Raw genomic sequence first — 19,643 nt, 5'->3', positions numbered from 1 at the left:
TCCATGGCCTATCGAGATCGGGTGCTTTCCGCATTGATCTTCATCGGTTTCCCACGTTTTGCGCAGAGGATGCAGAGAGCCAAATAGTGACAATCGAACCTATCCTCCATTTTCGTTTGCGGCAGGTGGCCATATGATCGTGACATCGCAAACCAATAACGTGCTCGGCAGCACGTCGGGAAGGTGGCGCGTCTGGTCGCTCTCGGACGGTTACATCGAGATGCCGGCGGACCTTCTGCGGGATCCGCAGGATAATCTGGTGCCGCAAGCTGCGAAGGCAGGGGCGCTTCGCCTGTCTGTCAATTGCTTCGCCCTTGCAGGTCCAGGCGTTGACGGCGTTCTGATCGACAGCGGAGGAGGGGGCTGGGCCCTGACAGTGGGGCGTCTTGAGCAGGCCATGGCGGAAGCCAAGATCGACCCGGCTTCGATCACGGTCTTGGCGCTCACCCACGCCCATCAGGATCATGTGCACGGACTTTTGACCCCCGACGGCCGAGTGCTCTTTCCAAACTTGAAGGCGATCGTAATTCCCGAGGCGGCTGTGCAGAGCTTTTTCGCTTACGCGCACCTTGCGCAGTTCCGGCCCCTGCTGAAGCCTGTCCAGAATGGCGACCAGGTGGGTGAGCGATTGAGGGCGGTCGCCTTGCCCGGTCATGCTGCCGGTCATACCGGCTACACGTTCGACACGGACGAGGATCGTTTCCTATTCTTCGGGGACATCGTTCATGTGCCGGCCTTGCAGTTCGGCAATCCCGCGTTCAGTTGGGGCTATGACGACGATCAGCTGACCGCGCGCGCAACCCGCCTAAAGGTTTTCAGTGACGCGGCCGAGGCGGGGACGTGGATCGCCGGCGCGCACCTTGGCTGGCCGGGCATCGGTCGCGTGGTGCGTAAGGGCGAAGCATACGGCTATGAGCCGGCAGGAGGACGAGTGACCGGATAGGCGGCCCCGTGCTGGTCGGTTTATACCGCTCTCTTCGCCCAAGGCAAGGATCTCGACGAGCAGCGCGCCGCACTCCGGCGTCCTCAACGGCGGCGGTACCATCGTCCGGCCCACCAAAATATCTGATTCTTGATCCACTGGCGGCCGATCTGCCTGAGGCTTACCGGATCGGCGTCTCGCCGCGAAACAGCGGCTGGTGCGCCCGCATCAAGGCGGCAATCCGGTCGGCGACTTTCCGTACCGGCGGGGAGTGACGTTCCTCGTGATGGGTGACGATCCATTGGTCGGTTTCGAGTTCGGGGATAGGCTGAGCAACGCGAACCAGCCGCGGATCGCCGTCACCGACGAAGCACGGAAAGACCGAAAGGCCGGCGCCGGCGGCCACCAGTTCGCGCACCGAGTGGGTGTTGTTGCCGCGTACGGCGATGCGGTCGCCGTGATGGGCTTGCAGCCAGCGCGCCGAGGCAATGTTTGCGCCTTCGCCGGTGACGCCGACGAACAATCCGGCGGCGATGCCGTTGATCAGGTGACGTCCGGAATAAATGGCGTGGGCGACCTTGCCGCTCTGACGGCCGGCCAGCCACTGCTCGGTCGGGCGCTCGCTGCGGATGCCGATGTCGGCGGCACGGCGGCCGATGTCGACCCGGTCGATGGTGGTGACGAGCTCTACCCTTATGCCGTCATCGACCGTCCAGATCTCGCCGATATGGGCGGAAACGAAGGCCGAGGTCCATGGCCCGGCCGAGACGCGGACAATGCGGTCGGGCAGGTTTCCCTCGCGCCAGCGGGTCAGCGACTGCATTGCCGCCTCGACGTCTTCGGCGCGCCGCAGCAGTTCCTCGCCGACCGGGGTCAGCCGGTAGCCGGTCTGCTGGCGCACGAACAGAGGTTCGCCGATCTGCTTTTCGAGCGCGGTGACGCGTCGTCCAAGGGTGGCTGCGCTGAGGCGCGTGGTTCCCGTCGCTGCGCTCAAGCCACCCAGCCGCGCAACGTCGAGAAACAACCTCAGATCGTCCCAGCCGATATCCATTTTGCAGAAATGAAAAACTCCTTGCGACCGTGGCTGTAGCGCAAAGCAGGCATCGTGCGCAAGTATGCAGGCATTGGAGGCGTTGGACAATCCTGCCTGGCGGGACAGGGACAAGCGCCTCGGCTGGCCAAGAAGCAAACTGAACCCTTTCGATCGCGCATGCGATTGGCGCAGAGGTTTTGCGCTTCCGACCAACCCAGGCGCGCAGGCATTCTGCGTACCAAAGGAGACGATCATGTTGGATGAACTTCGATACCGTTTCGCCCGCTGGATTGCCTATCGCCAGACGCTTGCGAGCTTGAGGCAGGCCCGGGACAGCACACTGGCGGATGCCGGCATTTCTCGCGAAGAGATCCGCGAGCGTGCCCGCCACGCCAGCTTGCGTCGTTGAGGAGCCGGGCATGCAGATGATGATGCTTTGGGATGGCCGCTCGGTACCGCGCATCGGCATCGGCACCTGGGCGGCGGGTGGCCCCGCGCGCTGGCGTGACACGGCGACAATCTATGGCGAGGTCGATGATATCAGGTCGCAAGCCGCGCTGGCGATGGCTTATGAGATCGGCGCGCGGGTGTTCGACACGGCTGCCGCCTACGGCGCCGGCAATGCCGAACTGATCCTCGGGCGGGCGTTGAGGGGTAAGGACGAAGCCGTCATCGTCACCAAGGTCGGCTATTTCGGCGATCCCGAAACGCGTAAGATCGCACCCGAGGATGCCTCTGCCGCGGCAATCCGGACATCGATCGACAATTCGCGGCAGCGCCTGCAGCGGGATTGTATCGACGTCGTGCTGCTACATATCAACGAGTATCCGATCGAGCGCGCCGGCGAGGTGTTCGATACGCTCGGCCTGTTGCGCCAGGAGGGCAAGATCGGCGGCTTCGGCTGGAGCACCGATCACCGCGAACGGCTTGCCGCCTACGCGCCGCGCGAGGGGTTCGTCGCCGTAGAGAACGACTTCAATGTGTTTACCCCGGCGAACGAGCTGATGGCCGTTGCGGCGCGCGAGAACCTCGTCTCGTTCAGCCGGCTGCCGCTGGCAATGGGGCTGCTCACCGGCAAATACACGCCGGCCATGCGGCTGCCCACCAACGATGTGCGCGGCGGGAATGCCGAATGGATGGTGTTTTTCAGGGATGGCGCCGCCAACCCGGACTATCTGTCAAGGCTCTCGGCAATCCGCGACCTGCTCACCTCGGGCGGACGCACGCTTGCGCAAGGCGCGCTCGGCTGGATACTCGCCAAGTCGGCAATCGCCTTGCCGGTTCCCGGCTTCACGCGGCCCGAGCAGGTCGAGGACAATCTCGGTGCGCTGGAAAAAGGGCCGCTGCCGGAAACGGTGATGGCCGAGATCGACGCAGTGCTGAATATTGCCGAGACTGCGTAGGGTGTGGTGAATCCGGAATTCGCATTGGCGATAATGCGACCAACTTCGATCTCTCTGATGTCTGCCGATATCGCATTTTTCTTAGTCAAGCTTCCGTGGCGCAATTGAACACGGACGGAGCGGCGGACACGCTCGAGTTGAAGGTCCGCCGCTCCGGTTTTCAGATCAAAGAGTGATGCTGCAACGGGAGATGGGTAGCGAGCTGCGCTTGAGCTGCGCCGCCGACCGCGTCGCTGTCGAGAGAGAGCGACCCGGTTGAGCTGTCAAAGATGATGTGGTGGGAACCATCATCCGTGGCCGTAACAGCAGGGGACGTATGCAATGAAAGCCCTCCCGACTTGAGGTCGGCAAGCGCGGAGTGGTCGAGCTGGACTTTGTCCTGAAGCTTGCTGAAGTCGAAGGCATCGTTGCCGTGACCGGATGTCAGGTCGGCGACGGCGCTCTTGTGGACACCGGCGCCGGCATTTTCGTTGCCCTGGAGCAGTTGGGCGAACCCGTGGCCGGTCAGGCTGGTTGCCGTTTTCTCGGATGGGCTGCTGGTCGCGGCAAGCTCCGAGCCGGACGAAAGCGCGGGGCTCAACGCGGCCAGCACCCGGTCAACGCTGCTGCCTCCCTTGTCGCCGGCAGTATCATGGCTGGTGTCGTTGCTGCCGAACAGATCGGTCAGAGCGTGAAAACCGCCGCGGTCGGAGGGGGAAGCGGCGGTCACAGTCGAACTGCCATCGCTTGCGATGGGGTGCGAAGGCGCCGTCGCGGTCGAGCTGCCATCGCTGGTGCTATCGCCGGTGGAAGGGGCGGTCGCAGTCGAGCTGCCATCGCTCGTGGTGGCGCTGGCGGCGGCGGTCGCAGTCGAACTGCCATCGCTTGCGATGAGGTGCGAAGGCGCCGTCGCGGTCGAGCTGCCATCGCTGGTGCTATCGCCGGTGGCGGCATGGGAAGGCGCGGTCGCAGTCGAGCTGCTATCGCCGGTTGCGGCATGGGAAGGCGCAGTCACAGTCGAGCTGCTATCGCTGGTGGCGGCGTCGGACGCGGGCGCAGCAGCACTGCTGTCACTGCTGGTGATGTCTGAGGCCGCAGCGGTAGTGGTGTTGTGTTCCCGGAAAACGGCTTGCAGTTCCGAGGAGCTTTCAAGCGCGGTATCGCCGTTCTGCGTTCCCCACTTGTAGGTATAGTCGAAGGCGGGTGACGGAACCAGCTTGGCCCAATGATCCATCATGGTTTGCATCTGTTCGGTGGTGGGCATGACCTGTCTGCCGCCATCGGAAGTCTCCCAATTGCCGCCGCCAAAGGCCTGGAAGACCGGAACGATGTTGCTGATCGGGATGCCCGACTTCACCGCTGCAGCCACGGCTCGGTCGATCATGTCGTAGTCGACCGTGTCCGTTCCCGTGCGCACCGGATAGGGGTCTATTCCAAAATAGTCGATATGCGTGTTGGCCGGATTGTAGGTGTTGGTAAAATCCGGATTGGTAGGGGATCCCATATTCATCATGGTGACGAAGGTCTTGGCGCCTGGAAAATGCTCATGGATCCAGTCGGATTCCGCCTTCAGGTTCTCGGCGGTTGCATAGGTGCCCCACCTGCCCGTGGGATCGGGCTCGTCAACCAGATAGAATCCGAACACATTCGGATTGCCGAGGAAGGGGGTCATTTTCTCGATGAAGGATGAAGTTACGCCCTCGTGCTCGTTGAGGTACACCAGACCCTTCATGCCGTCCGGCAACGCGTCGACTTGCGAAGCGTACTGAACGTCAGCCAGATTGAAGCCGGCAGTTGCGATTTCGGTGGCGGATCCACCCGACGTATAATGCAGAGTTGCCATCCAATATTCCTTTTTCTGATTTCGATAGCGCCCGGCGTCTACCTACAGACGGCGTATATTAGCGCCAAATCACATACAGACACCCGTCGATAGAATCATTGACCGTTTGTAGGAATGCTGCACGGATTGTGACTTATTTTGACAGCAGCGACTTAGGACAAGATGCTTATTGTCTTCTGATGTCAGAATGATGCCAGAATTGCGACTTTATTTTGAAGGCGCTGTAGTTTTTGAAGTTCCTCGATATTTTTATAATGGCTATACATTTATAGATTTTAATGCGTTAGACGTCAACTTTCGTACGGAAATTCAAAATGACGTTAACCTCTGACTCCGGGCCCCTCCACAGTTTCACTGCCCAACCAATTAGCTGTGGACAATTCGTAGGCATCTGCGCGCTCGTCACCTGGTATCGGTCGGCAGATCTCCGTGATCGAAATCAAATCAATTTAGGAAACCTCCCAAAAGGTGAGAGTAGGGCTGGTTCCCAGCTGGAGAGCCTGAGGGCCTTGGCCGCCTGAGCACCGTCATGTGTCCGCCGCTCCGCTAAACACGGGGGCTGCGCGGCGGACACGCCGACGTCACCGCAATGCCACGCCATTTTGCTGAACTTGACGCACACAACTCGAACCCGCTGGGTGACGAAGGTTGAGCATCAGCCAGAAATGGGCATCCCGCTTTGGAAAAATCCGGTGCTTGAACAAAGATAAGGCGGCGGACCGTCTCGAATTGAAGGTCCGCCGTTCCGGGTCGTTCAGATCACAAGGAACGAACCTGCCGTAAGCGACAGACCTGGAGAGAGAGTGGCGAACTGTATTTGAGCTGCGCCACCGATCCCGTCGCTGTCGAAAGAGAGCGCCCCGGTTGAGCTGTTGTAGATTATATGGTCGGAGCTGTCATGCGCAGCCGTGCCAGCAAAGAAAGCATCGGATGAAAGGCCGCCCAACTTAAGCCCGGCAAAAACGGCGTCGTCGAGCTGGATCTTGTCCTGGAGCTTGTTGAAGTCGGTGACCTTGTCGATATTGCCGGCTCCAAGGGCGCTGTTGAACACGAAGGCATCATTGCCTCCGTTACCGGTCAAGATGTCGGCACCGCCGCCACCATTGATGACATTGGCGCCGGCATTGCCCTGGATGGTCTGGGCAAAGGCGTTGCCGGTCAGGTTGATTGCAGACGTACCGGACGGGCTGGTGGTGGCGAGGAGCTCGACCTGCGAGCCGGCCAAAAGGGCATGGCTCACCGAGGCGAGCACTTTGTCGCTGCCGCCGCCCACTGCCTCGTAGACTTTGTCGCCGGCGTTGTCGACATAGAAGGTGTCGTTGCCGCCATAGCCGACCATCTTGTCGGCGCCGCCGCCGCCATTGATGATGTTGGCGCCGGCGTTGCCCTGGATGGTCTGGCCGAATTCGTTGCCGCTGAGGTTCATTGCCGTCGTCCCGGACGGGTTGTTGGTGGCAAGAATCTCAATCTCCGAGCCTGCTAAAAGCGTATGGCTCACCGAAGTGACCACCCTGTCGGCGCCGCCACCCACCGCCTCAATTACCCTGTCGCCGGCATTGTCGACATAGTAGGTATCGGGGCCGCCATAGCCAGCCATCGTGTCGGCGCCACCGCCGCCATTGATGATATTGAATCCGGCATTGCCCTGGATGATTTGGCCGAATTCGTTGCCCGCGAGGTGGATTGCCGTGGTGCCGGACGGGCTGTTGGTGGCGAGAAGTTCGATTTCCGATCCGGCCGCAAGCGCATGACTTACGGAGGCGAATGCTTTGTCGGTACCGCCGCCCGCGGCCTCGATCTCCTTGTCGCGGATGTCATCGACATAATAGGTGTCATTGCCGCCATAGCCGATCATCGTGTGGCCGCCGGCGCCGTGAAACACATCGTCGCCGCTGGTGCCATACAAGGTGTCGCTTGTGTCGACGGGAGGCGGTTCGGTCCCAGTCGTTGCGAGGTTGTGCTCCCGGAAAACGGCTTGTAGTTCCGGAGAGCTCTCTAATGCGGTGTCGCCGTTCTGCGTTCCCCATTTGTAGGTGTAGTCGAAGGCAGGTGACGGAACCAGCTTGGCCCAATGATCGATCATGATTTGCATCTGTTCGGCGGTGGGCATGACCTGTCTGCCGCCGTCGGAAGTCTCCCAGTTGCCGCCGCCGAAGGCCTGATAGACCGGAACGATGTTGCTGATCGGGATGCCCGACTTCACCGCTGCAGCCACGGCTCGGTCGATCATGTCGTAGTCGACCGTGTCCGTTCCCGTGCGCACCGGATAGGGGTCTATTCCAAAATAGTCGATATGCGTGTTGGCGGGATTGTAGGTGTTGGTAAAATCCGGATTGGTCGGGGATCCCATGTTCATCATGGTGATGAAGGTCTTGGCGCCTGGAAAATGCTCATGGATCCAGTCGGATTCCGCCTTCAGGTTCTCGGCGGTTGCATAGGTGCCCCACCTGCCCGTGGGATCAGGCTCGTCAACCAGATAGAACCCAAACACATTCGGATTGCCGAGGAAGGGGGTCATTTTCTCGATGAAGGATGCGGTTACGCCCTCATGCTCGTTGAGGTACACCAGGCCTTTCATGCCGTCAGGCAATGCGTCGACCAGCGAAACATACTGAACGTCAGCCAGATTGAAGCCGGCGGTTGCGATTTCGGTGGCAGAACCACCCGATGCATAGTGCAGAGTTGCCATCCATAATCCCTCATTTTGATTCGATAGCGCCCCGCGGATGTCTGCCTACTAGAGGGTGTATATTAGCGCCAAATCACATACCTGCAGGCTCTGATAGAATGGTTGATCGCCAATAGGAATGCTGCACGGAAGGAGTAACTTCCATGGACATAATAAATAAGTAACAAGAATATGATCCCATCAAAGGGCCGTGTTTTATCCAGCCCATCTGGTTAGATTGAAAGACAGATAGTTAAATATCTAGAGCGTATCTTGCAGATCGCTGAAATAAACTTGTAAATTATGTTTCTATCTAACTGTTCACCCGCGCATTGAGAGATCAGACAGACGTTCACCTAAGAGCCAGACCCCTCCACAGTCTCAATCCCGCAACCAATTAGTTGTGGATAATTCGTAGGTGTCCGCGCGTTCGTCGCGTGAAATCGGTCGGCAGATCAGGTCGCCGGCGTCGGAACGGTCCGAATCGGCTTATCCGCTGGTCGCAAGGAGGCAGGTTGCGCCAGGAGTTGTGGCTGAGGGGTCGACTATCATGCCTGGTAGCACAAGCGGGACAAGCTGAGGCGCGAACCCGGACCGGGAGCTTAGGAATCCGACGCGCCCAGCGTAGAGCAGCCGTACAACGCACGACTGTCGGAAGCGCTTTCTTCGGTTGCCTTATCAGTTGCAAGTCCGGCTTGGCCGAACCCCTAGAGTTCGAGGCGCAATTCATCACCGTACCCGTTCCTATGCACCACCAGATGCCGTCGAGGCGGTTCGCGATACCCGTAAGGCCGTGATCCCCATGCAGTTTGCCTCATTCAAACAGACGAGGACAGTATGCAAGCCTCCTCCTACCGTATCCTTTCACGCGCACAGAAGTAACGAAGCAAAACCATGAAAGCAGATGCGAAAGGCAGTTACTTCACGCGACCGGAACACGGCGCACGGACGGGAGCTTCGGGATGAATCCGCATCTCGTTTGTGTGGGAGGCGAAGATCACGCCCTGAGAATTCCGTTCCTAATGTCGCTGCGCGAAAGCGGCTTCCGGGTCACGGCAGTTTCAACCGGCGATGAGGCTGCGTTTTTGCGGCATGGCATTCCGCATCGCCGCTACGGTTTCGACCGATTTGCCAGCGGCACTGGCGAGTGGACCGCTGTAAGAGTGATTCGGAAATTGCTTGCGGAACTCCGGCCTGACATCGTCCAAAGCTTCGATACCAAGCCTAACCTGCTGACACCCATTTCGGTGCGCGGAACGGTCCCGGTCGTGCGCACGATCAACGGCCTGGGCTGGACATTCTCATCGTTGGAACCGCGGGCTCTGGCCTTACGTCCAATTTTTTGCGGACTACAATGGCTTGCCTCCTTCTGGACGGCAGCGACGGTATTTCAGAATCGGGACGATGAGGCTTTCTTCAAGCGCTTTCGATTGATTGAACCTGGCAGCGGAAGAGTGATCCGCAGTTCTGGCATCGATGTCGATGCGTTCGCTATGGCCAGGCAGCTTGCTCCGCCGGCGGCGAAAATGCGCCAGGAACTCGGGCTCCAGTCAGCAGAGATCGTAATTTTTGTGGGCCGGCTAACCCGCCAGAAGGGCATCCCGACGCTGCTCCAAGCAGTCCCCCGCGTCCTTTCTAAAAGGCCTAATGCGCGTTTCGTGCTTGTCGGCCCTTGGGAGTCCGAAGGTCCATTTGCAGTCGACAAGTCGGAAATCGATAGACACGCTCCTCATATCATCGCGCTAGGCCCACGACGCGATGTTCCAGCCCTTCTTGGCATGGCCGACGTGTTCGCCTTCCCCACACAATATCGAGAAGGAATCCCGCGCGTCCTGCTCGAGGCAGGGCTGGCGGGATTGCCCATGGTCGCCTCAAAGATGCCCGGCTGCAATGAGGTGGTCGAGGATGGATGGAACGGCTACCTAGTCCAACCCTACGACGCCGATGGCCTTGCATCTCGAATAGTCGACATCCTGTCCGACCGCAGTCACGGAAAAATCATGGGCGGTCGTTCTGTCGAACTCGTCCGTGAGCAGTTCGCGCTGCCGCGGGTGGTCGCTCAGTATTGCGATCTGTACGAAAATATCCTTGGCGCCAAATCCCACGGTGGCCTCGCCCGACCGGCGTATCCGATCTTAATTAGAGACGATGCTGTCAGCGGTAGATTGGATGTGCGCCGATGATCCGGGACGCGATCCTGGCCTGCGGGCTCGCAACGACCTATGCGGAGCAACTCGACATTCCCGGGTCGCCCTTGGGGATTGGCGAACTGTTCCTCGTGCTTTGGATCATGCTGTCGATCGCGCGCGTCCTTGCCGGCGGTCGCCTGGAGACCAGGCCGGCGCTGACACTCCTTGCAAGTTACTGGACGATCATGGCGCTGGCTCTGGGGGTCGGCACCGTTGTCGGCTATCTGACCACAGTTCTATACCTGACGGGCCTGATGCACGATACGATGGCCTACCTGCTGTTGGTCAGCGTCACCTGCCTTGCCGTTGCAGAACCCGACGCCGACCGCCATCTCCGTCGTACTGGCTGGTGGGTCGTGGGTATCGCGAATATGGCCCTTGCCATTCAGCTGGGACAGGGCTGGGGCTGGATCCCCCGAGCTGGCGTCGATCCCTGGTACTGGGACCGCTTTCGCGGCTGGTCGCACAATCCAAATCAGCTCGCGCTCTACTGCGCAATCTTTGGCCCGCTAGCCTTGCATCTTGCGACCACCACCAGCAATCGATGGGGCAGGTTTCTTGGGATCGCCAGCCTGTTCCTAACCTTCTATGTCGGGAGGCTGACAAAGAGCGATACCTATTTGTATACCAGCATCCTGACTTGCCTGACGTTCCTCGGGCTGCGGATCAGGACATGGCTCAAGACCGGTGGTAACAGGGGCAGCTTTTCACGGCAAGCCGTCCTCCTGTTGCTCGTCGGTATCCTTCCGTTGGCGATCGCGATAACTCCCTACGCCGTGACGGAGGCGAGCGTCCTCGAAAACTTCGCCAAGGGCCTGACCAAGGACAAGGGCGGCGAGGCCACTGCCGAAACCGCCGCACTCCGCGTGCATCTCTGGGACGAAGCAATAGAGAAGGGCGCGGAATCCGGGTCGTTGGGCCTTGGTCCAGGTCCGCATCTCGAGCGCCCATCAGTGTTCGAATCGCAATTTCTGGAACGACCCTTCGAGGCTCACAACACGATCCTCGACCTGTACACTCAAGGTGGACTTATTGCGGTTCTGGCGCTGGTCTGGATCGTCAGCGCCGCCATCGTGTCGGTATGGCGTGCGAAGCTCGACGCGCTGTTAGCGCTCGTGGTGTCAATCGCTATTTTCGGAATGCCGCACCTGATCATCCGTCACCCGATCGTGTGGTTTGCGCTGACCATCTGCCTTGTCGCCGGTGCTCCGAAAGCAGTTTCTGCAATCTCCAACAATCCGGGTTAATGGCATGTGTGGTATTGCCGGAATTCTTCTTGCCCCCGATTCAGCCGACACGAAGCCGCTCAAGGCAATAGAGCAAATGACGGCCGCGCTTCGTCACCGCGGACCGGATGGCGAGGCATTCTGGATACATAGCGAAGCCGGGCTTGCCTTCGGTCACAGGCGTTTGGCCATTGTTGATCTGTCGGAGGCGGGCTGCCAGCCAATGCATTCCGAAAGCGGCAGATACGTCATTACGTTTAACGGCGAAATATACAATTTCCGCGATCTGCGCTGCGAACTGGAAAGTACAGGTCGTCATTTCAGGGGCACCAGCGATACCGAGGTCATGCTTGCCGCTATTGAGAATTGGGGCCTCGAAAAAGCACTCACACGCTTCGCCGGCATGTTCGCGCTAGGACTATGGGATCTGAAGACGAGGACGCTCCATCTCGCCCGCGACCGAATGGGCAAAAAGCCGCTTTATGTCGCCTCAACACGTGATGCGCTTGTTTTTGCCTCTGAGTTGAAGGCGATCACCCGTTTTCCAGGTTTTTGTCAGGAGCTCGATATCAATGCGGCCGCGGCGATGCTTTCGAACGGATGGGTACCGGATGACAGCTGCATCTGGCGAGGCGTGTTCAAATTACCGCCGGGTTCGGTCCTGTCGGTGACGGCCGCTGACTTCGCCGCGTCGCGAAGTGCCGCCTCGCTAGCGCATCGTATTCGATACTGGTGGTCGCTAGCCGAAACCGCCGCCAAAGGGCGGGCGGAGCAGGTCGTCGGCAGTGACGAAGAACTTACCACTGAACTGGATGGCCTGCTTCGACTTGCCGTTCGGGAGCGCATGATCGCTGACGTTCCGCTCGGGGCCTTCCTGTCGGGCGGAATAGACAGCTCGACGGTTGTAGCCCTGATGCAGGCTCAATCGGACAAGCCGGTGCGCACGTTCACGATCGCTTTCGGAGAGGGCGGGTTCGATGAGGCTCCCCACGCGGCGGAAGTCGCGCGGCATCTGGGCACCGACCATACCGAACTCCACCTTTCGGCTGCCGTAGCGCGCGAAGTCATTCCAGAATTGCCGCAGATCTGGGACGAGCCTTTCGCTGACGAATCGCAGATACCAACTCTGCTGGTGGCGCGGCTCGCCCGCCGGCACGTTACGGTGGCTCTGTCGGGTGACGGTGGCGACGAATGCTTCGCCGGCTACGCCCGCCACTTCATGGCTGCCCGCCTGCGACGACAGCATACTCTGCCGTCGGCACTGCGTCGGGCGCTCGCGGCAGGCACTGGGTTACTGGCCCGTGCAGCCCGTCACGATCTCGTCGGGAAGCTGCCGCTTTCGGAGGGTGCACGGCATGCGCTGCGGGGCGACCGGCTGGATCGCCTCGCTCAGCTACTCGCTGCAGCCGATGAGGACGAGTTGTTTCGGCGACTGACGAGATCGTCGACCGAGAACCTCAGCCTGCACCAGCCCCCCTCATCAATCCACGTCGAGCACCGGCTTGATGGGCTGCTGTCCCGTCTTTTGTATGACGATATGGACGGCTACCTGCCCGGCGATATATTGGTGAAGCTGGACCGCGCCAGCATGGCCAACAGCCTCGAGGGGCGGTGCCCGCTACTCGATCATCGGGTTGTCGAATTCGCCTGGCGCCTGCCGACGAATACCAAGGTTCGTAATGGCAAAGGTAAGTGGATCCTTCGTCAGTTGTTGCGCCGGTACGTTCCGCAGCGACTGATCGAGCGGCCAAAGCAAGGTTTCGATGTTCCTATAGCAGTCTGGCTGAGGGGCCCGCTGCTCAGTTGGGCAAACGATCTTGTCGCCGATATGCGCATCTCCGGAGACGGAATTTTCGACCTTGCGAAGGTGGATGCGTGCTGGCGCGGTCACGTCGATGGCAGGCACGACCATTCTCGCGAATTGTGGCCGGCTTTGATGTTCCAGGCCTGGCACAACGAGGCAAGGCGGCCATCGCCGCCAGCAACGGGTTCTCGCGTGCCCGAACTTACAGGAGATTAAGATGGAAGGGTCCATAGTTAGCCGCATCCACCTTCCGCACGTTACCGAAATGCACTTGCCTGCGCGCGAAATCACTCCGCGCATGAAACGGCCGTTACGTGAGCAGATGGACACGCAAACCCCGCTCCATCAGCTCCTCGTCACCCTCTCAAGAAAAAAGTGGTTCCTCCTGGCCATGGTCGTCGCAGGCGGTGTCTTGGCCGCGCTTGGAGGGCTTGCACGGCCTGCCCTATACGAGGCCACCACGCAGGTAATCGTCGACGCACCTAGTAGAGCAGCCCCTGCCGGCGGCTTGATCTCTGCTCAGGATCAGCTGGATTCCAGCATTGACGACCATATCACCATGCTCTCATCGCAAAGCCACCTGCGAAGCGTAGTGGCAGCGCTGCGCAAAACAGATGCTGCCAATGGGGCTAAACAGGCTGGTGCTCGAACCGGAAACCATCCTCCGAAGCCTGTTGGCGTCGAGCCGCTGAATTTGCGCTCGGTTCCAGCCGATTTGCTGGCCAAAATTTGGCCGCGAAGCACGCCGGCGGCGCCAGATGCGGCTGAACTCAAGGTGCTGCGTGAAGGTATGAGGATCGGCCAGGAGCTGCGATCGAGAGTTATCAGTGTCGGCTTCACCGATCACGATCCGGCGCGAGCCGCTCTGATCGCCAACACGTTCGTCGAAGTGTATATTGGCGATCTGGCAAGGAAAAGCCAAGCGTCGGACAGGCTGGAACTCGACTCGATAGTCTCCGGGCTGCCGACTATACAAAGCAGTCTGGCAGAAGCGACCGATCGTCTGGAGAGATATCGGTTGAGCCATGGCGCGGTCGATCAAGGTGCGGCGGACAATGCTGCCAAGGAGACAGCCGAACTCACTCAGCAAATTTCCTTGTCGAAAGCGGACCTCTCCGCAACGGAATCCCGACTCCAACACATTCAGGACTTGCGAAAGGGGGGCGCGCCCGTTGCCTCGGTAGCCGAAGCCATCGGATCACCCTTGCTGGCCGATCTCTTGGCAGGCCAGGCCAACGGCACGGCAGATGAGAATGTCACAAATGCGATCGATCGTGAGATCGAACAAGAAATCGCCCGCGTCGCTGCTGAGGCAAACATCTATCGCTCCCAGATTGCGGCGCTGCAAAAGCGTAAGGATGTCCTAGATGCGGTTGTGGCCGATACAGCCGGCCGGCTTTCCGGACTGCGTGCTCTCGAGCCGCAGGTCAGCATCCTGACGCAGCGCTACAACGACCTTTTGACCCGGCAACAGGACTTGATGCGGCGTATTGCAAGTCCATCCCCCGGAGTCAGGCTTCTCTCAGCGGCGTGGCCCCCTACCAATCCAACGACTCTTTCGCCAATTTTTCTTATTCCGCCTGGCATGGTCGTGTTTGGCCTGATTGGAGGGATTTTCATACTTGTCCGCCAACGCTTCGATCGCACTTTGCGCGGAGAGGCCGAAGCTGAAGCAGCGCTCAAGGTTCCGTGCCTCGGGCTAATACCCCAGGCTCCCACAACGCACGCGAAGCGACTGCAGCAGCTGGTTTCAGGCCAGCAGGGGTGCAGATACAGCCGCGCCGTGACGTCCCTGCTTGTCGCCGCGGCGCCCCAACAGGCAAGGGATTACTCGAACATAATCTTGATAACATCCTGCGGTGAGGATGATGGCAAGACCGAGCTCGCATGGAGCATGGCCTTGGCGGCCACCAGACTTGGAGGGCGAGTACTCTTCATTGATCTGGACCGCACGGACCACCGCCTTACGGGCGAGTTTGTGAAGGAATTCAGCGCACGTAAGCCGCACAATTTTTTCGGAGACTATGTGAGTGACCGTTGTGCACTGCACGATGCGATAGCAGGAATGTCGGCGATCGGGATCGACTTCATGGCGCTCGCACCGTCGGAGGATCTGCTGCCCTTGCTGTCCAGTGTCGACGGCTCCCCTTTCAAAGATGAACTGCACTCGATCTATCGGGTCGTCATCATAAATGGACCGCTGGGGCTTGAGGGACCAGAGGCCAGGCTCCTGACAGGCTGGGGTGACGTGGTTCTTTTCGCCGTTCGCTGGGCGAAAACGCGACGCAGCATCGCGCGAGGCGTTCTGGACCTGCTTGCGGGCGATGCACCAGCTTCGGTCCCCGTCGCAAGCGTTCTCACGAAGGTTAATCTCAGGAAGCACGCTGGTTACCGGTTCGGGGACAGCGCTGACCTCTTGCTGGAGAGGACATGACGAGCGCGGCTCTTGTTGTTGCGCACTTCCCGCTTGGTTGAAAATCACCGCGCTAGGCGCTGCGCCGATCGGCTGCTGGGCGCGGGCCATCCGGCAGTAGCTGGGGTTGTCGCGGAGAGATCCATCCGGAGCGTGGGTCCGAAGTGTCACAACGGAACCTACGGCCAGGAGCCGCCGGACGGGCATTCATGAATTCCGGACCCCATCTGAGGCAACGCGCCTGACGCCGTCCTTCGTCTGCTTGGCGTTCACCGCGCGCCTAGTGGTGTCGAAATCACCCTTCACGCGGACCCGCTCATCGCTGCTTGGCTTGGCGATGAATCCGTAGCGCAGGTGACGAGACTTTGTCGATCTTTGCCCAGAGTGCGCTCCCCCCCATCGTCGATGCATTCCTGACCGCGTATGCCCATGCCGGCAACCGCGATGGTGAAATCGCAAGGGCAGTCAAACCTTGCGCAATCCGTTGCGCTTTGCTTCGCGGCAGGGCGCGCACGAACTCACTCACGCTACCTGGTTTCTCTCCCTTTCGGAAAAAGCTGTGGACGATGTCTTGTTTCAGGAATTTGGCGAGATTGAACGGCTCCCGCTCGCACTTGCTCAATTGCAAGCCGTGCCGCTGACATATGGCATCGAAGGCTTCTTTCGTCCATCGGCCGATGTGGTTTGGTGGCATGTCTATGAGCGAGCCATGGGACTCCATGTAGTAAGTTCTGTTTTCATTTGGCACGGCGATAAAGGCAGATCCTTGCGCCTTCAAAAGATATTTCAATCGAGCAAAAACGTCGTCCACTTGGTCCATATGCTCGAAGACTTGAAACATGAAAATAAAGTCGAAGGACTCTTTCATAGAATCGAAGCTGTCCATCCGAAAATCGCCTGAATAGGTCTTAAAGCCTTTCGACGCCAGTACAGACCTCGCCGTTTCGTTGTAGTCGACCGCAGAGATGTCGGAAACATGGAAGAATTTATTCTTGATGCGATCGAGAAAATATCCGAACCCAGACCCCACTTCGAGGGCAGTTTTTCCGCCAGTCTTCAGGCCCGCGAGCTCTTCGATAGTCCTTGAATATTCCCATTTCATGGTCGGATAGGAAGGGTACGCCCAGGCTAAGTTATAAAATTCAACGCCGCCAGCGACGAAGGGATCTGCAAAACCGAATCCGCAATCTGCGCATTTGCGGATATCGCATGTGTTGCTGCCCCAGAGATCCGACAGGTGGCTTGTTAATTTTCGAGAGCGATCGGGGTCCTGACGCGGATTGATGAAATGTCGAGAGGCCTCATCTGCTGTCACTTCGAACAATTTCGCGGTTGATACACTGGCACACGCCGGACAAATGGTCATCTCGCTTACCCCTAAAGGCCAGACCGAAGGAAAGCCGCCTTCGACGGTATATGATGCGCCCCAGCCCGCCCGCCGTCGCGCTCGACGATGCCGCCATGCTCAGAAGCTAAATCGTCTCAGGCTACGCAATCGACCCAGTCTCGGGCGGATCGCGAACACGTAAGTAAGAATGTGCTGGCTCGCTATTTTCATAACTGACGGGCGAAGAATTTGCATCGCATCTCGGATCGTCGCCCGCCAGGGTTGCTGGTGGAATCTGCTGGGAAGACGAGCAACCCGCAGCGCCCGTAACAGAGTCTCAGGGCAGGGAAGATGTTTACGATCCTCGATGAGGTTCCAGTTAAGCTCTTTGACGGCAAGCGTTACCTGATCGACCTCATCGAAACTCTTGGTTGTAGTGATGCTCGGGTGGTTCGTCGCGTCGTAGAAGATCAAGCCATCGTTTATCGCGACCATGTCTCCGTGGCAGGCCAGATCGACAAAGAACAGCTGGTCGACTCCAGCTGGGATTGAATTATGGGCGCGCATCAGGCAACCCGCGTGAATGACGTCGCGGTTGATCAAAAGCGTCGATGGGATGATCCCAAGGCTCCGCGTCGTGCGGACCAGATAGAGGTCCGTCAGGCATTGCTGGCTTGAGTAGACGGAAATTCGTTGCCGCCCCTGCGGTGGCAATCGGAATTTCATCCGATCGTCCTCAATTATATTGGCTGCACAGGTCATGAATGCAGCTGAGGGATGCTTGGTGGAAACCTCGGCAAAGGTCTTGAGTGCGCCCGGGGCGAGCCAGTCATCGTCATGGAGCAGCTTGATCCATTTTCCGGCGCAAGCGAGCATGGCATTGTTGGTATTCTCTACCTGACCGCGGCCCCGGCAGTTTTCGACAATTCGGATGCGAGGCTCGGTCCGCGCATACTCGGCCACGATTGCCCAGGTCGGTCCGTCCCGGCCCTCGTCGTCGCTGACGACCAACTCCCAACTGGAAAAATTCTGACTCAGAATGCTATCCATTGCCCGGCGGATCGTGTCCGGTCGGCGAAAGGTTGGGATTGCAACTGAAATGAAAGGGCGCAGTCGCGAAACATCAGCGCGATGATGTTGGTCAACCACAGCGGTCGTTTGGAGCTGATCAAGCTGCGATTGTTTCATGGTGCTTTTCCCTCGAGATGATGACCTTGTTTTGGTATGGCAGCTCCCGCTGGTTTAATGGCATGGCTCAAAATATACAGAGAGGCCGCCGTTTTCAGTGCAAACCCGACGCCGCCGCCGGCCGCCATCAGATAAATGACCTTGAGTGGTTCCCAACCTGCCTCAGCACCGGCAAGAAGCGGACCAAACACCAGCGCCGTCCGCGCGCTGTCGACGAGAAGCCGTAGCTCCTGCCGGCGCAGGAGAGCTGGGACATCTTGAAGCGGCGTCGCCAACGCCTGCGCAGCCCCCATGAACGCCAGCGCGGTCATAATGTCTGCGGCGGGAACCCAGGGCGGGCCCAGCAGGGGGACGACAATATATGGCGCAGCCAGGCCAAGCGCCAATATTGGCAATGCAGTGAGGCAGGCTGAAAGCATCAAGAGGCCGCGTGCGGTGCCGAGCAGATGTCTGCGATCACTGTTTTTGTTCGCCTCGGAGACAAAAACATTGCTGAGCGGGGTGGCGATCAGCGTGACCGGCGCAGTCACCAGCCGCGCTGCCACTCCCAGGTAACCCGCAAAAGCGGCGCCAAACAGCGAACCAACAAGTATTGCGGGAAGATTGATAATGGCGAAACTCGCGAGAGCTGAGGGAATGTCAAATAACGGAAACTTGTATTCTCGCCTGGCGACGGCAAAGACGGTACGCCACGGCGCTCGGGCGACGCCGTGTAAGTCCTTCCAGCTCAGAATCCGAGAGCCGAGGAGTCCGATAAAAATGAATTGGCTCAGGATATGGGCATGTACCATCGACTCACCTCCGAAATGGGCGAGCCCAAAAATCAATTGCAGCAGGGCCATGGTCGCCGGCAAGATCAGCCGGCCGAGGGCGAAGTCTCGTAGCAGGCCTGCGCGCAGGCTCCAGCAGTTCATGGCTTCGACGAGACCTGCGCCCGCCATCCCAAGTGGAACGAGCCAGGCGAGGTGGCCGACCCGCGCTGGAGCGATGCTCGCCCACAGCAGTCCTGCCGCAAAGGCGAGGACACTCGTCACCGACACAGCCAGGAGAATGAGCTTAACAGTCACATACGCCCGCGCATTGTCCTTGACACCATAGAGAGAGGCCTCGAAACGCAGTGCTGCGATCGCGCCGAGGATGTTTACGATCGAAAGATAAATCGTGAAGATCCCGAAATCTGCCGGGGAATAGAGCCGGGCCAAAACGGGAATAGCGGCGACGAGAGTCAACTGACCGGCAATCGCCATGGCCGAAACGCCTCCTGCCGCGCGCAGAATACTGCCGATCGGGCTTGGAGGAACACGGGTGATTATTTTCTCGACCGTAGGAACCGTCCTGGATCTCAGAAAGTAGCTTTGGGACATGAGCTCGCGATTCCGAGGAGGCAAAATGCGGTTGACCGGAGCTTACGATGGGGCCTGAACGTCACCATCATCCATCTGAATGACATCGTTCGGCGGAGCGGCGATGTAGCGAATTCTTTGTGCTCCGGGCGGGGCACAACTGCAGCTCTGAAATTGAGACCGCTCGTTGGACTTGCCCGCGATGAACTGATTTCTGCGGGGATCGCGCGGGCATCGATGCTCGGGAATGTCGTCGTCACGTTATGCGGTACCAACTGGATCTTTTGACCAGACCAGCAGCCGCG

General features: G+C 59.2%; 13 protein-coding genes. 7 read left to right on the top strand and 6 right to left on the bottom strand.

Annotated features, from left to right (window positions below):
* Positions 1 to 133: 133 nt before the first annotated feature.
* A complete protein-coding gene (locus NKH28_RS22640) occupies positions 134 to 943 on the top strand; it encodes an MBL fold metallo-hydrolase (protein ID WP_352542644.1) in 810 nt (269 codons plus the stop codon).
* Between the two features lie 160 nt (positions 944 to 1,103).
* Here NKH28_RS22640 and NKH28_RS22635 read toward each other — a convergent pair whose 3' ends face one another.
* The gene (locus NKH28_RS22635) at positions 1,104 to 1,973 is read right to left on the bottom strand and encodes a LysR family transcriptional regulator (RefSeq protein ID WP_352542643.1); all 870 of its coding nucleotides are present in this window, start codon (positions 1,971 to 1,973) and stop codon (positions 1,104 to 1,106) included.
* 235 nt (positions 1,974 to 2,208) lie between these two features.
* On the opposite strand from NKH28_RS22635, the gene NKH28_RS22630 reads away from it, so the two are divergent.
* A complete protein-coding gene (locus tag NKH28_RS22630) occupies positions 2,209 to 2,364 on the top strand; it encodes a YjiS-like domain-containing protein (protein ID WP_156937304.1) in 156 nt (51 codons plus the stop codon).
* 10 nt (positions 2,365 to 2,374) lie between these two features.
* On the top strand, positions 2,375 to 3,358 hold the full coding sequence (locus tag NKH28_RS22625) for an aldo/keto reductase (protein ID WP_352542642.1): 984 nt from the start codon (positions 2,375 to 2,377) through the stop codon (positions 3,356 to 3,358).
* Positions 3,359 to 3,518: 160 nt separating this feature from the next.
* Here NKH28_RS22625 and NKH28_RS22620 read toward each other — a convergent pair whose 3' ends face one another.
* Positions 3,519 to 5,180, bottom strand: a complete 1,662-nt coding sequence (locus NKH28_RS22620) for a calcium-binding protein (RefSeq protein ID WP_352980484.1) — start codon at positions 5,178 to 5,180, stop codon at positions 3,519 to 3,521.
* A 754-nt stretch (positions 5,181 to 5,934) separates the two neighbouring features.
* Positions 5,935 to 7,869, bottom strand: coding sequence for a calcium-binding protein (locus NKH28_RS22615; RefSeq protein WP_352980483.1), 1,935 nt, complete (start codon positions 7,867 to 7,869; stop codon positions 5,935 to 5,937).
* A gap of 941 nt (positions 7,870 to 8,810) precedes the next feature.
* Here NKH28_RS22615 and NKH28_RS22610 point away from each other — a divergent pair.
* From NKH28_RS22610 to NKH28_RS22595, 4 genes are read left to right on the top strand one after another with little or no spacing between them, the layout of a single operon-like run.
* Entirely contained in the window at positions 8,811 to 10,031 is a 1,221-nt protein-coding gene (locus tag NKH28_RS22610) for a glycosyltransferase (RefSeq protein WP_352541729.1), read from the top strand.
* Complete coding sequence (locus NKH28_RS22605; RefSeq protein WP_352541728.1) at positions 10,028 to 11,284, top strand: O-antigen ligase family protein; 1,257 nt, start codon at positions 10,028 to 10,030, stop codon at positions 11,282 to 11,284. The genes NKH28_RS22610 and NKH28_RS22605 overlap by 4 nt, the downstream gene beginning before the upstream one ends.
* A 4-nt stretch (positions 11,285 to 11,288) precedes the next feature.
* Positions 11,289 to 13,283, top strand: a complete 1,995-nt coding sequence (asnB, locus tag NKH28_RS22600) for an asparagine synthase (glutamine-hydrolyzing) (protein ID WP_352501443.1) — start codon at positions 11,289 to 11,291, stop codon at positions 13,281 to 13,283.
* Position 13,284: 1 nt separating this feature from the next.
* Positions 13,285 to 15,501, top strand: a complete 2,217-nt coding sequence (locus NKH28_RS22595; RefSeq protein WP_352472462.1) for a GumC family protein — start codon at positions 13,285 to 13,287, stop codon at positions 15,499 to 15,501.
* A 295-nt stretch (positions 15,502 to 15,796) separates the two neighbouring features.
* Here NKH28_RS22595 and NKH28_RS22590 read toward each other — a convergent pair whose 3' ends face one another.
* The 3 genes from NKH28_RS22590 to NKH28_RS22580 form a co-directional block, all read right to left on the bottom strand.
* Positions 15,797 to 16,846, bottom strand: coding sequence for a class I SAM-dependent methyltransferase (locus tag NKH28_RS22590; protein ID WP_352472463.1), 1,050 nt, complete (start codon positions 16,844 to 16,846; stop codon positions 15,797 to 15,799).
* Positions 16,847 to 16,945: 99 nt separating this feature from the next.
* Positions 16,946 to 17,995: a glycosyltransferase family 2 protein gene (locus NKH28_RS22585; protein ID WP_352980482.1), complete on the bottom strand. Its 1,050-nt coding sequence runs from the start codon at positions 17,993 to 17,995 to the stop codon at positions 16,946 to 16,948.
* Positions 17,992 to 19,359, bottom strand: a complete 1,368-nt coding sequence (locus NKH28_RS22580; RefSeq protein ID WP_352980481.1) for a lipopolysaccharide biosynthesis protein — start codon at positions 19,357 to 19,359, stop codon at positions 17,992 to 17,994. The genes NKH28_RS22585 and NKH28_RS22580 overlap by 4 nt, the downstream gene beginning before the upstream one ends.
* Positions 19,360 to 19,643 lie beyond the last annotated feature (284 nt).

The sequence above is a fragment of the Mesorhizobium sp. M1227 genome (assembly GCF_040318315.1).
Classification (GTDB): domain Bacteria; phylum Pseudomonadota; class Alphaproteobacteria; order Rhizobiales; family Rhizobiaceae; genus Mesorhizobium.
The sequence above is the reverse complement of the archived record's forward strand: the minus strand, read 5'-3'. Positions and strand labels throughout refer to the sequence as shown.

Bases quoted from the DNA above. Each gene is read 5' to 3' on its own strand.
- NKH28_RS22640 (WP_352542644.1), top strand. From the start codon at position 134: ATGATCGTGACATCGCAAACCAATAACGTGCTCGGCAGCACGTCGGGA.
- NKH28_RS22635 (WP_352542643.1), bottom strand. From the start codon at position 1,973: ATGGATATCGGCTGGGACGATCTGAGGTTGTTTCTCGACGTTGCGCGG.
- NKH28_RS22630 (WP_156937304.1), top strand. From the start codon at position 2,209: ATGTTGGATGAACTTCGATACCGTTTCGCCCGCTGGATTGCCTATCGC.
- NKH28_RS22625 (WP_352542642.1), top strand. From the start codon at position 2,375: ATGCAGATGATGATGCTTTGGGATGGCCGCTCGGTACCGCGCATCGGC.
- NKH28_RS22620 (WP_352980484.1), bottom strand. From the start codon at position 5,180: ATGGCAACTCTGCATTATACGTCGGGTGGATCCGCCACCGAAATCGCA.
- NKH28_RS22615 (WP_352980483.1), bottom strand. From the start codon at position 7,869: ATGGCAACTCTGCACTATGCATCGGGTGGTTCTGCCACCGAAATCGCA.
- NKH28_RS22610 (WP_352541729.1), top strand. From the start codon at position 8,811: ATGAATCCGCATCTCGTTTGTGTGGGAGGCGAAGATCACGCCCTGAGA.
- NKH28_RS22605 (WP_352541728.1), top strand. From the start codon at position 10,028: ATGATCCGGGACGCGATCCTGGCCTGCGGGCTCGCAACGACCTATGCG.
- asnB (WP_352501443.1), top strand. From the start codon at position 11,289: ATGTGTGGTATTGCCGGAATTCTTCTTGCCCCCGATTCAGCCGACACG.
- NKH28_RS22595 (WP_352472462.1), top strand. From the start codon at position 13,285: ATGGAAGGGTCCATAGTTAGCCGCATCCACCTTCCGCACGTTACCGAA.
- NKH28_RS22590 (WP_352472463.1), bottom strand. From the start codon at position 16,846: ATGACCATTTGTCCGGCGTGTGCCAGTGTATCAACCGCGAAATTGTTC.
- NKH28_RS22585 (WP_352980482.1), bottom strand. From the start codon at position 17,995: ATGAAACAATCGCAGCTTGATCAGCTCCAAACGACCGCTGTGGTTGAC.
- NKH28_RS22580 (WP_352980481.1), bottom strand. From the start codon at position 19,359: ATGTCCCAAAGCTACTTTCTGAGATCCAGGACGGTTCCTACGGTCGAG.